At 71.4% G+C, this 11,661-nt stretch carries 13 protein-coding genes; 6 read left to right on the top strand and 7 right to left on the bottom strand.

From position 1 onward, the window contains the following. From AB0J09_RS39860 to AB0J09_RS39850, 3 genes are all read right to left on the bottom strand, one after another. On the bottom strand, window positions 1–315 hold a 315-nt coding region (locus tag AB0J09_RS39860), incomplete at its 3' end, for an FAD-dependent oxidoreductase (RefSeq protein ID WP_360702847.1). A gap of 34 nt (window positions 316–349) precedes the next feature. Beyond that, entirely contained in the window at window positions 350–1,228 is an 879-nt protein-coding gene (hpnC, locus tag AB0J09_RS39855; RefSeq protein ID WP_360702844.1) for a squalene synthase HpnC, read from the bottom strand. Between the two features lie 144 nt (window positions 1,229–1,372). Continuing rightward, on the bottom strand, window positions 1,373–2,104 hold the full coding sequence (locus AB0J09_RS39850) for a polysaccharide deacetylase family protein (protein ID WP_360702841.1): 732 nt from the start codon (window positions 2,102–2,104) through the stop codon (window positions 1,373–1,375). Between the two features lie 27 nt (window positions 2,105–2,131). Between AB0J09_RS39850 and AB0J09_RS39845 the strand changes: the two genes are divergently transcribed. Further along, window positions 2,132–3,217: a hypothetical protein gene (locus tag AB0J09_RS39845; protein ID WP_360702838.1), complete on the top strand. Its 1,086-nt coding sequence runs from the start codon at window positions 2,132–2,134 to the stop codon at window positions 3,215–3,217. Here AB0J09_RS39845 and AB0J09_RS39840 read toward each other — a convergent pair. Together AB0J09_RS39840 and AB0J09_RS39835 are read right to left on the bottom strand one after the other, a co-directional pair. Continuing rightward, window positions 3,177–4,046, bottom strand: a complete 870-nt coding sequence (locus tag AB0J09_RS39840; RefSeq protein WP_360702835.1) for a DMT family transporter — start codon at window positions 4,044–4,046, stop codon at window positions 3,177–3,179. The two genes, AB0J09_RS39845 and AB0J09_RS39840, sit on opposite strands and share 41 nt — an antisense overlap. Then, window positions 4,043–5,035: a squalene/phytoene synthase family protein gene (locus AB0J09_RS39835; RefSeq protein ID WP_360702832.1), complete on the bottom strand. Its 993-nt coding sequence runs from the start codon at window positions 5,033–5,035 to the stop codon at window positions 4,043–4,045. Before AB0J09_RS39835 ends, AB0J09_RS39840 begins: the two co-directional genes overlap by 4 nt. Before the next feature lie 527 nt (window positions 5,036–5,562). On the opposite strand from AB0J09_RS39835, the gene AB0J09_RS39830 reads away from it, so the two are divergent. From AB0J09_RS39830 to AB0J09_RS39815, 4 genes are all read left to right on the top strand, one after another. Next, a complete protein-coding gene (locus AB0J09_RS39830; protein ID WP_360702829.1) occupies window positions 5,563–6,051 on the top strand; it encodes a DUF6328 family protein in 489 nt (162 codons plus the stop codon). Between the two features lie 85 nt (window positions 6,052–6,136). Continuing rightward, window positions 6,137–6,373, top strand: a complete 237-nt coding sequence (locus AB0J09_RS39825) for a hypothetical protein (protein WP_360702826.1) — start codon at window positions 6,137–6,139, stop codon at window positions 6,371–6,373. A gap of 242 nt (window positions 6,374–6,615) precedes the next feature. Further along, window positions 6,616–7,140, top strand: a complete 525-nt coding sequence (locus AB0J09_RS39820) for a hypothetical protein (protein WP_360702824.1) — start codon at window positions 6,616–6,618, stop codon at window positions 7,138–7,140. 5 nt (window positions 7,141–7,145) lie between these two features. Continuing rightward, window positions 7,146–8,579: an SRPBCC family protein gene (locus AB0J09_RS39815; protein WP_360702821.1), complete on the top strand. Its 1,434-nt coding sequence runs from the start codon at window positions 7,146–7,148 to the stop codon at window positions 8,577–8,579. A gap of 19 nt (window positions 8,580–8,598) precedes the next feature. On the opposite strand, the gene AB0J09_RS39810 is transcribed toward AB0J09_RS39815, so the two are convergent. Together AB0J09_RS39810 and AB0J09_RS39805 are read right to left on the bottom strand one after the other, a co-directional pair. Continuing rightward, window positions 8,599–9,102, bottom strand: a complete 504-nt coding sequence (locus AB0J09_RS39810) for a MarR family transcriptional regulator (protein WP_360702818.1) — start codon at window positions 9,100–9,102, stop codon at window positions 8,599–8,601. A 90-nt stretch (window positions 9,103–9,192) separates the two neighbouring features. Continuing rightward, window positions 9,193–10,857, bottom strand: coding sequence for an FUSC family protein (locus AB0J09_RS39805; RefSeq protein WP_360702815.1), 1,665 nt, complete (start codon window positions 10,855–10,857; stop codon window positions 9,193–9,195). 91 nt (window positions 10,858–10,948) lie between these two features. Here AB0J09_RS39805 and AB0J09_RS39800 point away from each other — a divergent pair. Continuing rightward, window positions 10,949–11,661 (top strand): serine/threonine-protein kinase (locus AB0J09_RS39800; RefSeq protein WP_360702812.1); only part of this gene is annotated, 713 nt, incomplete at its 3' end.

Raw genomic sequence — 11,661 nt, 5'->3', positions numbered from 1 at the left:
GGGCAGCGAGGCCCGGCGCAGCCGCCCGGACCGGCCCGCCGTGCCCAGCACCCGCACGTCGAACCGGCTCTGCAGGTCGACCAGCGCGGTGCCGCCGATCCGTTCCAGGAGTCCCAGGTACGCGGTGCAGCAGCGGAGGAAGACGTGCTGCCCGTTGTCCACCGTCAGCCCGCCGCGCTGGAAGGAGTACGTGGCGCCGCCCAGCCTCGGACGGGCCTCGTACAGCGTCACGGGGCAGCCCGCCTCGGCGAGCGCGATGGCCGCGGAGATGCCGGCCAGGCCGCCGCCGACGACCGCCACCGGCGCGATGTTCATCGGAGGGCTCCCCACACGGGCGCGTGCCTCGCTCTCAGGCCGACGGGAGGCGTTGGAGACGCGCACCGGGCCACCCCATGGTCATGTGGACACGCGCCCACGCCCTGAGCAGGCGTAGGCGGCGTGGCCGGACGGCACGGCCCAGGACGTCGTAGTGGGTGCTTCTCAGCGCGGCCAGGGTCGCGTGGCCTCCCGCGACGTAGCCCGCGACCGCCGTACGGGCGAAGCCGGACAGCGAGGCGACGATCGTCTGCCCCTCGGCCAGCAGCCTTCCGGCCCGCGCGGCCTGCATGGCGACCACCTCGCGCAACTGCGGTGACGTGGCCGCCGCCGCAAGATGGCCGATCGGGCAGCCCGCCCGGCGCAGATCCTCCTGCGGCAGGTAGACGCGCCCGCGCCGGTAGTCCTCGCCCACGTCCTGGCAGTGCTCGATGACCTGCAACGCCGAGCACACCCGGTCCGACAGGGCCAGCCGGGGGCCGCTCGCCTCCCCGAACACGTGCAGCACGATCCTGCCGACCGGGTTCGCCGACAACTCGCAGTAACCGAGGAGGTCGTCGAACGTCTCGTAGCGGGTGACCGCCTGGTCGACCCGGTTGGCCTCGATGAGGAGGTGGAACGGCTCGGCGGGGATCGAGCACTCCTGGACGGTGCGGGCCAGGGCGCGGACCGGACGCAGCCGCGGGGCCTGCCCGTCGTACAGCCGGGCCAGATCGGCCTCGAACTCGGCCAGCAGCCGCAGGCGGTCATCGGGACGCTCGTCGTCACCCACGTCGTCAACCGACCGCGCGAAGCCGTACACGGCCATGAGGTGCTCTCGGTGCCGGCGCGGCAGCAGCCGCGAGGCCACCGGGAAGTTCTCCCGGCGCGCCTTTTCCGCCTGCTCCCGCGAATGGCCCCTTTGTGACAGCACGACAGGGAAATTATCCGTCGCCGGGCAGCGCAAACATGATGGCATTGTTTCTATATTCTATTTCCATGTCATTGGCCCGGAATTTACACGGTGGCGGGGCCGGGAAATCTGCGTTTGAATGCGCGGGGAAAGGGGGAGTGGCTTTTATGGAAATGCGGGGTGGCTTGCTCGCACGCCGTGGTCGCGCAGCGGCCCCACCCTCAGGCCCATGAGCCGGCAGCGGTCCACGAGCGCCGGGAGGGCATCGAGCGCCGATCGCCATGAGCCCGGAACGGAGGCGTGGTCGGAGTCATGGAGCAGGACGGTCGCCCCGCCGCGCAGCCCGGCCGACACGGTGGCCAGCACCGAGTCGGGCGTGGCGGCTGCCTCCCAGTCCCTGCCCCAGGCGGTCCACAGCACGGGGCGGAGCCCCCGCAGGCGGGCGGAGACCAGCGCCTCGAGGCTCAGCGCCCCGTAGGGCGGGCGATACCACGCCGGCCTGACCCCGCCGACCGCGCTCACCAGCTCGGCGGTGCGGCCGATCTCGGCCGTCAGCCGCCCCGGCGGGGCGAGCAGGGCGTTGCCGTGCCGCCAGCCGTGCACGGCCAGCTCGTGGCCCTCGGCCACGATGCGGCGGCCCAGCCACTGGTGGCGTTCGAGCAGCTCGCCGAGGACGAAGAAGGTCGCGTGACAGCCGAGCCGCGCCAGCTCGTCCAGGAAGCGCGGGGTCGAGCCGGGATGGGGGCCGTCGTCGAAGGTGAGCGCCACATGATCGGAGTCCCCGGCGCCGGCGAGGGCGGGCACCCGTCGCCGGACCGGCTGCAGCCAGGTGGCGGCCGGACCGGCGTGCAGCAAGGCCAGGCAGGCCAGCCCGAGAGGCAGGGCGAGACGACTCATCGCCCTACCGCCGGGAGGGCGCGGCGGGTGCTCATCCTCAGCGCGTCGATGGGCACCGGCCATGACGGCGTCGCCGCCGAGCTGGCCGCTCGGCTCGCGGCCGAGAATGCCGATTCAGAGATCATCGATGTCCTCCGGCTCTTCCCGCTCCGGCTGGGATCGGCGCTGCGCCGTGGGTACCGCGGGATGATCCTGCGCGCCCCCTGGCTCTACGAAGTCATCTACCAGGTCTTCTTCGTCGGCAAACGGGCGCCGGGGACGTCTCCGCTCACGGTGCTCGCCGCCTCGCGCCTCCGCCGGCTCGTCGACGCCCGCCGGCCCGACGAGGTCGTCTCGACCTTCCACCTGGCCGCGCAGATCACGGGACGGCTGCGCGAACGCGGTGAGCTGCCCTGCCCGAGCACGGTGCTGGTGACGGACTTCGCGGTGCACCGGCTGTGGCTGCACCGCGGCAACGACCGGTACCTGTGCCCGAATCCCGATATCGTCGGGCAGATCGCCGCCCAGGCCCGCCGGCCTGTGCTCCGCTGTGCGCCCGTCGTGCGCCCGGAGTTCGCGCGGGCGGTGGCCGATCCCGGACGAGTGGCCGGCAGCGTCGGCGTGGACCCCGGCGACCGGCTCGTGCTGGTGTCGGGAGGGTCCTGGGGGGTCGGGGAGATCATCGCGACCGCGCGCACCCTGGCGAGGTCGGGGCGATACACGCCGCTCGTCCTGTGCGGCGACAACGCCGGGCTGCGGCGCCGCCTGCGAGAGGCCGGGCTGGGCCCCGCGCTCGGCTGGCGCGACGACGTGCCGGAGCTCATGGCGGCCGCGTACGCCCTGGTCGACAACGGCTCCGGCCTGACCTGCGAGGAGGCTTTCGCCGCGGGCCTGCCGGTCATCATCCACCGGCCGATCCCCGGCCACGGCCGCGACGGCGCACGGTCGATGGCCAGAGCCGGAGTGAGCATGCACACCGGCAGCGCGTCCGCTCTGCTTAAGGCGCTGGACCACCTCGAAGACGCGCGAGCGCGCAAGCGCCTGGCGGACAGGGCGGGCGCGCTGTTCTACTCGATGCCTGTCCAGGCCGGTCTCATTTCCGCGCCGAGGTGGGCGAGCTCTGGCTCTGGATGAGCGGTGACCTGGCCAGCTCGATGACGCCGTAGACCATGAGCCCGATGCCCGCCACCTCCAGCACGATCCATGGGCCGGCGCGGATCGGCTCCCCGAACATGAGCGCGCCGTACAGGATGCCGGCGATGGGGTCGCTGATGGTCAGCGCCGGTTGCGCGACCACCAGGGTGCCGCTGTGCAGGGCGTTCTGCAGGAGGAACAGGCTGCACAGGCCCGCTGCCACCATCCCGTACAGAGGCCAGGACACCAGCAGCGCGCCCGGATCCTGCTGTGCGATCGACGTGCACTTCTTGATGAGCGTGGCCGTGAAGGCGAAGCCGAGGCCCGCGGCCACGCCCAGCGCGGCGGGACGGGCGACCCCCTTGGTCGCGGACGCCACCACCACCAGTGCGGCGATGGTTCCCGCGGTCACGACGGTGGCGACGATCCATTCGGTCGTGTCAGGCGACCACCGGCCGTGACCGGGAGCCGCCGCCATGAGGAATATCGCGAGCCCGGCCGACAACGTGACGATCGCCAGCCACGACAGCCTGTCCAGGACCGCGCCGAATGCCCACGACAGAATGATCATGGTGAACGGCAGCTCGACCACCAGGACCGGCTGGACCAGGGCGATGCCCCCCATCGACAGCGCGGCGGCCTGGAAGACGAACCCCGCGATCAGCGCCGCGATGCCCCACAGCCACACCGGGTGCCGGATCAGCGCCCAGATCAGGCCCATCCGCAGTCCCAGCTCCGGCGCCACCGATCGTGCCGCGTCCCGCTGCAGAACCGACGCGATGGCGTTGCACAGCGCGGCGAGCACCGCCAGCAGCGCGGCAGTGATCAACGGAACCCGGCCCGATGGGACGGACGGCCTCTCCCGCTGCGGGCTTGGGCGAGGGCGCGTACCGCGACCATGGACTTCTCCCTCGTCGTCAAGGACAGCCGGGCGGCCAGCGCGCGGCCGGGATCAGCGGTGATGCGGTCGAGCAGGCACTGGTAGATGCCGGCCATGGTCCCCGTGCAGGCGGCGCTGCGCGCGTCCAGCAGGGGCAGCAGGCGCATCCCGGTGGCGAACCAGTCGCGTGCCCGGTCCGCCTCGAATCGTACGAGACCGGCCAGGCGCTCCGGCGGGTCGCGGAAGCGGCCGGACGCGTCCATGTCCAGGGTGCAGCCGAACCGCTCGAGGTCCTGGGCGGGCAGGTAGATCCGCCCGGACAGGCGGTCCTCCCGCAGGTCGCGGAGGATGTTGGTGATCTGCAGGGCCACGCCGAGCGCGTCCGCGAGCGGCGTCGCCGCCTTGACGTCGTCCGTGCCGAACACGCCCAGCGACAGCCGCCCGATCGACCCGGCGACGCACCGGCAGTAGCCGACCAGGTCCTCGAACGTCGCGTACGTGCTCCCGCGCACGTCGGCGGCGCAGCCGTCGACCAGATCGGCGAACGCCGCGAGCGGAATGGGGTAGCGGCGGGCGGCTTCGAACAGCGCCACCAGCACGAGGTCCTGCGTCGCGGGGGCGGTCTCGCCGAGCATTCCGCGAACCGTGGACAGGCGGGTCAGTTTCTGCCCGGCCGGGCCGTCCCCGTCGGCGATGTCGTCGATCCTGCGGGCCAGCGCGTAGACGGCGCTCAGCGCACGCCGCTTGGGGACGGGCAGCAGTCGCAGACCGTACGAGAAGTTGCGGGCCTGACTGCGCATGATCTGCTCGCAGTGCCGGTACGCCTCCTCGACGGCCCCGCCCCCTTCCCGTGAGGAGGCGTAACCATGTCGTCGCCAGAGGCCTGCGGCGCGGGCGAACATCATGGCCGCGACGGCCGCTTGTGTATTTTCCCCCATGGCATGTGTGATGGCTGTCCTTTATGTCGCGGCAATAAACTGCCCGACGGTGGCTGTCAGGCGTGACCGGGCGAATAATTTACGTGCGGATGAACGATTCGGCCGATGGAGACAGAGCCCTTTGCTTGTTCGCGGGCCGCCGGCCCGGCCGCTCACGGGAATTGGCCGGAATTTCGTGGCGCACCGGTTTCAAGGCTCGTCGGGCCGGGCGCGGGACAGCGGCGCCTTGGGCGGCGTCTGCCGCGGGCACGGGAGTGATGCGTTGGTGAGCGGTCTCACGCCGGCGAGCAGGAGAACCTGATCGATCCATGCCTCTATGACGGAAGAGGAAGGCGGTGGATGCTCCATGTCTGTCATCTCATCCCCCTTGAGAGGTACTCGGGGGGAATCGTGGTGATCTGTCGTCCGGCACAATCACCCGGACAACACGGATAGTAGCAATTGGTCACGATCGGGCGGCGTACCGCCCACGAGTAGTGGCGACGCGGGCGGGTACCTCACGCTCGTGCGGAGGGAAGGGGTGCGCGATGACACTCCCAGGCTCCGAATCCCACGAGAGCCACACGGTCCGGGTCAACCGCGAGCTCGGCGAGCTCGTGCAGGAGCTCCGCGTGGCGGTGACCGGGGTGCAGGTCCTGTTCGGCTTCCTGCTCACCGTTCCCTTTCAGGCGGGGTACGGCAGGCTGGACGCCATCGGGCTGGCCCTCTATCTCGTGGCGTTGCTGGGGGCGGCCACCGCGTCCGTCTGTTTCATCGCCCCCGCGGTGCAGCACCGGCTGCTGTTCCGTACGAAGCTGAAGGAGAAGGTGCTGAAGCGAGGCAACCGGCTGGCGATCATCGGCTCGGTGTCGCTGGCCGTCGCGATCTCCGGCGCGGTCGCGCTGGTCATGGAGTACGTCCTGCGCAACCCGATGGTCTCCCTGGTCGGCGCCGGGGTGGCGGCGGCCGTGACGTGGCTGTGGTGGCTCCAGCCGCTTGCCGACCTGCGGAACCGGCCCCGTGATCATCTTTCCTGACCCCTGAAGCTTTACCCGGTCGCGAGTTACCGGACCGGCTGGAGGGCAGTCCGGACGGCGAGTCGTCGATCGAAGGAGCGGCATCATGGTCGTCGAGTGCACTACCGCTCAGCAGCGGCCCCACGTCACGTTGCCCGTGCTCGGCACGGTCACCCTGCCGACGCCAGAGCATCTCGCCTTCTACACGGTCCTCGTCGCATTGGGGGTGCTGGAGATCGTGGAATGGCCCATCGTGGGCATCGTCGGGATCGGCCACCTCCTGGCCAGTCAGCACCGCTTCCCCAGCCTGCAGGGGGTCGGGGAGGCCGCGGAGTCGGCCTGAGCCGCGGGCAACACCTCGGCACTCGGGTTCGGCGCGGCCGGGAAGCGGATCAGCGTCACCACGAGGACCGCAAATCTCTGGTCTGGGCCGCCCAAAGTCTGCCCAACTTTCCCTTGTATCTGGTTCTTTGTCCTGTTTGAGGGCAGCCCACGGGCGAGTGCCTCGGCCACGGCAACAGGCTTTCTGTGCACCGGTTCTGTGCACCCCGAGACGAAGGAGCAGGAGGGAAAGGAGCACTGATCATGTCGAACACGTCACGGATAGCCTTCGCCGTGCTCGCGGGTTACTACCTCGGACGGCGTCGCAAGTTGCGCATGGCCGCGGCGTTGGCGCTGGCGGGGCTCGTCGGCCGCGCGCGCATGTCTGAGGGTGGTGGCCTGCTGTCGCAGGGGATCAAGACCCTCCGCTCCTCCGCTGAGGTCGGGCAGATCACCGACCGCCTCCGCGGGGACCTGATGGAGGTCGGCAAGGCGGCGGCGGTGGCGGCGACCAGCAGGCAGATCGATGCCCTGAGCAACAGGCTCCACGAACGCGCCGAGACTCTGCGTACGCAGGGGACGGCAAAGGGACCCCGCCGGACCACGAGGGAGGCGGAAGAGGAAGGCCCGGAAGAGGAAGGCCCGGAGGAGGAAGGCCCGGAGGAGGACTACGAGGACCGGCATTACGAGGACGAGGGCGAGGGCTACGAGGAAGAGCCGGAGCCCCCGCCCCAGAGGACGCAGCGACGGACCCGCCCTGTGCGGCGGGCCGGCCAGTCGCGGAGGTGAGACGAGTGGCTGAGACGAGAGCCGGAAGGGCCGGGCAGGCGGTTCGGGGAACCGGCCGGGCAGTGACGGGAACGGCCAGGAGGGCCGCGGGCACGGCCAAGAGCGCCGGTCAAGGAGCGGCCGGCGCGGCCAGGAGCACCGGTCAAGGAGTGGCCGGCGCAGCCAGGAGCACCGGTCAAGGAGTGGCCGGAACGGCGAGGGACGCCGGTCAAGGAGCGGCCGGCGCGGCGACGGAGACGGTCAAGAAGGCCGGGGGCGCGATCGCCGAGAACCTGCCGACCGGCCGGCTCATCCAGGAGGCGCAGAACCTGCTGCAGGCCGCGAGCGAGCGGCTGCTCTCGTCCGCGGAAGGAAAGATCGGGGACCTCACCGGACGGTTGACCGACTACGCGGAGAGCGGCGGGAAGAGCCTCATCAGCGCGGTGACCGGCTCCGACAACCCCGGCGGCATGCTGGGCGGCGCCCTCAAAGGCGGCCTCAAGGGCGGCCTCTGGGGCGGACTGAAGGGGGGCCTGAAGGGGGCATGGCAGAAGATCACCGGCGGAAAGGGGGGCGGTAAGGGCGGCCACCAGAAGATCGTCAACATCGTCGAGACGATCGACGTCGGCGCCCCCCGCCGCCTGGTGTACGACCAGTGGACCCAGTTCCAGGACTTCCCGACCTTCATGAAGAAGGTGGAGACGGTCAATCAGGAAAGCGACGAGCAGCTCTCCTGGAAGGCCCAGGTCTGGTGGTCCCACCGGACGTGGAAGTCCCACATCATCGAGCAGGTCCCGGACAGCCACATCATCTGGCGGTCGGAGGGCGCGAAGGGCTACGTCGACGGCGCCGTGACGTTCCACGCGGTCACCGACGACCTCACCCATGTCCTGGTGGTGCTGGAGTACCACCCGCAGGGGCTCTTCGAGCGCACCGGCAACCTGTGGCGTGCCCAGGGCCGGCGGGCGCGGCTGGAGCTCAAGCACTTCAGGCGGCACGTGATGTCGCACCTCCTGCTGCACCCCGACGAGGTCGGCGAGGGCTGGCGCGGCGAGATCCGCGACAGCCAGGTCGTCAAGGACCACGAGACGGCGATGGAGGAGGAGCGCGCCAAGCTGGCCGAGGAGGAAGAGAAGCCCGAAGAGGAGGAAAGGGAGCCCGAGAGGGCTGAAGAGGAAGAGCCCGAAGAGGAAGAGTACGAGGAGGAAAGGGAGCCCGAGAGGGCTGAAGAGGAAGAGCCCGAAGAGGAAGAGTACGAGGAGGAAAGGGAGCCCGAGAGGGCCGAAGAGGAAAAGCCCGAAGAGGAGGAGTGGGAGGAAGAGGAGCCCGAAGAGGAAGAGTACGAGGAGGAAGAAGAAGAGCCCGAAAGGGAGCCCGTCGGCGCACGCGGCGCCACCAGAGGCCAGACGCGCCAGGCACCCGCAGGGCGACGCCCCGTCCGCCGCCGCGAGACGGAGTAGGCGCGGCAGCCGTCCCGGCTCAGCCGAGCATGCCGCCCAGGCGGCCTTCCAGCATCAGCAGGAGCTCCGCCAGCAGGTCGGCAAGTTGTCGCTCGCGTTCGGCGGGCAGACCGGACAGCAGGGCTGTCTCGTACTCCAGTTGTTCGGGCATCAGCCGCATGATGAGGCTCCTGCCGCGCTCGGTGAGGGAGAGGTGAGCCACTCGCCGGTCCCGGTCGTCGATCCGCCGGGAGACCAGGCCGGTCTCCTCCAGGCGCTTGATCCGTTTGGTCACCGCCGCGCCCGAGGCGAACGTCTCACGGGCCAGGCGGCTTGGGGTCAGCTCCCCGCCGACCCTGAGGAGGGCGCACAGGAGGTCGAACTCCGCACGGCTCACGCCGGCGGCGCCGAGCGGCGCGTCGGAGGCGTGCTGCAGGAGGGCGGCGCACCGGTTGAGCCTGCCGATGACGGCGATCGTGTTGAGATCGGCGTCGGGGAGGACCTGCCGCCACTGGCGCAGCGCCTTCGCCACGGCATCCTCCACGGGCTCGATCCTTCCTGTCGTCGCGGGCGTCCTTCGGCCGCCACGCGCTCCGTTCTTCCTGTTCGCCGGCTCTGATCGTACGGCGTCGGGTCAGGTCGCCAGTTCGGCGAGTCTGTGGTGTCCGGCCCGTTCGGCGGCGGCGATGCGTTCCTGCGGCAGCGCTCCGCTCCACCACTCGCCCGCCGCGAGGTCGGCGGCTTCGCGCAGCTCCACCAGTGCGGCCCGGAGCCGGTCGCGCACGGCGCGTCCTTGCGCGGCGGACGGCACCTCGGCCACCACCCGCTCCAGCCGGTCGAGGCCATCGCGCACCCGCTGGGCCGCCCGCCGGTCGGGCAGCAGCACGCAGGCCAGCAGCCCGGCGACGGCCCCCAGGCAAGTGTCGAGCCAGCGGTCGGCCACGAGCACGGACACCGGCTGCGCGCCCGCGAACTCGGTCATCAAAATGGCCATCGGGGTGACGAACACGCTGCCGAGCCAGTAGTTGCGGGTGATGGCCGCCTCGGTGACGAACTGCATGGCGAGGACGGTCACGATGAGCGCGAGCGCCCCGAGCCGGGTCACGGGCGCCAGCAGGGTGAACAGGGCGACACCGAGCAGGTTGCCGACCACGCGCTGGAGCGCGCGGCTCCAGGACAGGGTGGTGCTGGCGGCGAACACCGCGGCAGCGGTCACGACGGCCCAGTACGGCCGGCCCACCCCGAGCGCCATCGACGCCCAGCCCGCCACCCCCGCGCCGGCGGACACCCTCACCACGACCCGCCATCCTCGGGCCATGTCCATGAGAAGGCGGCGGAACGCCGTGCCCTGCGCGGGGACGCCCTCTTCCGCGGCGACGCCGGCGAGTTCGGCCTGCTCGGCCGCGGCGGTACGCGGGTCGGCGGCTGACGGCTCGGGCAGGGGACGCCCCCTGCGCAGCTCGTGGGCGTGGGACAGCAGGACGTCGGCGTCGGCCGCCAATGCGCGGGCAGGCGTCGCGGGGCTGTCCGCCGAGGCGCGCGCGGCGGCTGATTCCGCCCGGACCAGCAGCCGCCGGAGCCCCTGCCGCCGATCGGCGGCGCGGGAGTGCAGCAGCGTCTGCCATGCGGCGTTGACCGCGGCCGCGGCGGCGTTGCGTACCTGGTGCAGGTCGTGGTCTTGATCGTCGGCCCGCGCCCGCAACAGGCGGGCGGCGGACTCCAGGGCTCGCGCCACCGCGATCCGCTCCGGGCCGTCGGGCCGGACCAGCCCGGGCGCCATCCCCACCGCCCACGCCATGGCCCCGCCCAGCAGCGCGATCCCCACGTGCGCGGGAACGTCGGAAAGCCGTTGCGGCACGAAGGCAGCGCTGGCGGTCATGAACGTGAGCACGACGTGGGCCGGTGGCCCGATCCGGGTCGCGTCGCACGCCGCCTTGTGCAGCCCGGCCAGGAGCGCCGCCACCGCCACCCGGATGGCGATCGAGTCGGTGAGCGCGGCCGTGACGAGCGCGACGCCCACGCTGGACACCATGCCGAGCACGGTCCACGCCAGGGCCTTGGCGCGCGCGGCGTACGGCAGGCCATGGCCGTACAGGGCGCACATCGCGCCGGTGGCGGCGTACAGGACCAGGTCCAGCCGCCCGATCGCGAGCAGCGCGAACAGCACCAAGGTGAGCGCGGCCACAGAGCTCAGCGCGGGCTTGTGCCAGATGTCGCCGAGCGGCCGCAGGCGCAGGGCGGATCGGACGGGCATGCGGACGCGCCGGAGGCGCTGGTCGAAGGGGATGGCACTTATCATCCCTAAAAGCTTATCAGATGTTTTACTTGTAAAATAATGCTGGCCCGCCGGCGGTGGCAACTTTGGCACCGACGGCCGCATCTAATCCGCCGTGGAGGCGTTGATCGCGGGAGACCCGCAGCGGATCGGGGACTACTGGCTGGCTGGGCGGCTGGGCTCGGGAGGACAGGGGGTCGTGTACGACGCCTACGACCCCGAGGGCCGGCGGGTGGCGGTGAAGGTGCTGCACGCGGCGGGCGATCGGGGGCGCTTCGCCAAGGAGGCGGCCGCGGCGGGTCGGGTTGCCTCGTTCTGCACCGCCCGGCTGCTGGCGGCCGAGCTCGACGGCGGCAAGCCGTACCTGGTCTCGGAGTACGTTCCAGGTTCGAGCCTGCGCGAGGCCGTACGGGAAGGGCGGCGCTTCGCCGGGGACGACCTGTACCGGCTGGCGACGGCGGTGGCCACGGCGCTCACCGCGATCCACGAGGCGGGCGTGGTCCACCGCGACCTCAAGCCGGACAACGTGCTGCTCGGGCCGGACGGGCCGCGCGTGATCGACTTCGGCATCGCCAGGACGCTGGAGATGTCCTTGACCAGGACCGGCGAGCTGGCGGGAACTCCCAGCTACATGGCGCCCGAGGCGCTGACGGGGCAGCGCGTGGGGACGGCGGCCGACGTGTTCGCGTGGGGCGCGATCATGGTGTTCGCGGCCACCGGGCGCGACCCGTTCGGTGGCGAGAACCTGGGCGGCGTCATGCACCGGGTGCTGACACACCACCCGGACCTGAGCGCCCTGCCGCCCCGGCTGGCCACGCTGGTCGAAGC

The organism is Nonomuraea sp. NPDC049784, from assembly GCF_040659615.1.
Lineage (GTDB): Bacteria > Actinomycetota > Actinomycetes > Streptosporangiales > Streptosporangiaceae > Nonomuraea.
The sequence above is the reverse complement of the archived record's forward strand: the minus strand, read 5'-3'. Positions and strand labels throughout refer to the sequence as shown.

What these genes read in the sequence shown, in the direction of transcription:
- AB0J09_RS39850 (WP_360702841.1), bottom strand. Translation starts at nt 2,104, where the DNA reads ATGAGTCGTCTCGCCCTGCCTCTCGGGCTGGCCTGCCTGGCCTTGCTG.
- AB0J09_RS39835 (WP_360702832.1), bottom strand. Translation starts at nt 5,035, where the DNA reads ATGGGGGAAAATACACAAGCGGCCGTCGCGGCCATGATGTTCGCCCGC.
- AB0J09_RS39830 (WP_360702829.1), top strand. Translation starts at nt 5,563, where the DNA reads ATGACACTCCCAGGCTCCGAATCCCACGAGAGCCACACGGTCCGGGTC.
- AB0J09_RS39825 (WP_360702826.1), top strand. Translation starts at nt 6,137, where the DNA reads ATGGTCGTCGAGTGCACTACCGCTCAGCAGCGGCCCCACGTCACGTTG.
- AB0J09_RS39820 (WP_360702824.1), top strand. Translation starts at nt 6,616, where the DNA reads ATGTCGAACACGTCACGGATAGCCTTCGCCGTGCTCGCGGGTTACTAC.
- AB0J09_RS39805 (WP_360702815.1), bottom strand. Translation starts at nt 10,857, where the DNA reads ATGATAAGTGCCATCCCCTTCGACCAGCGCCTCCGGCGCGTCCGCATG.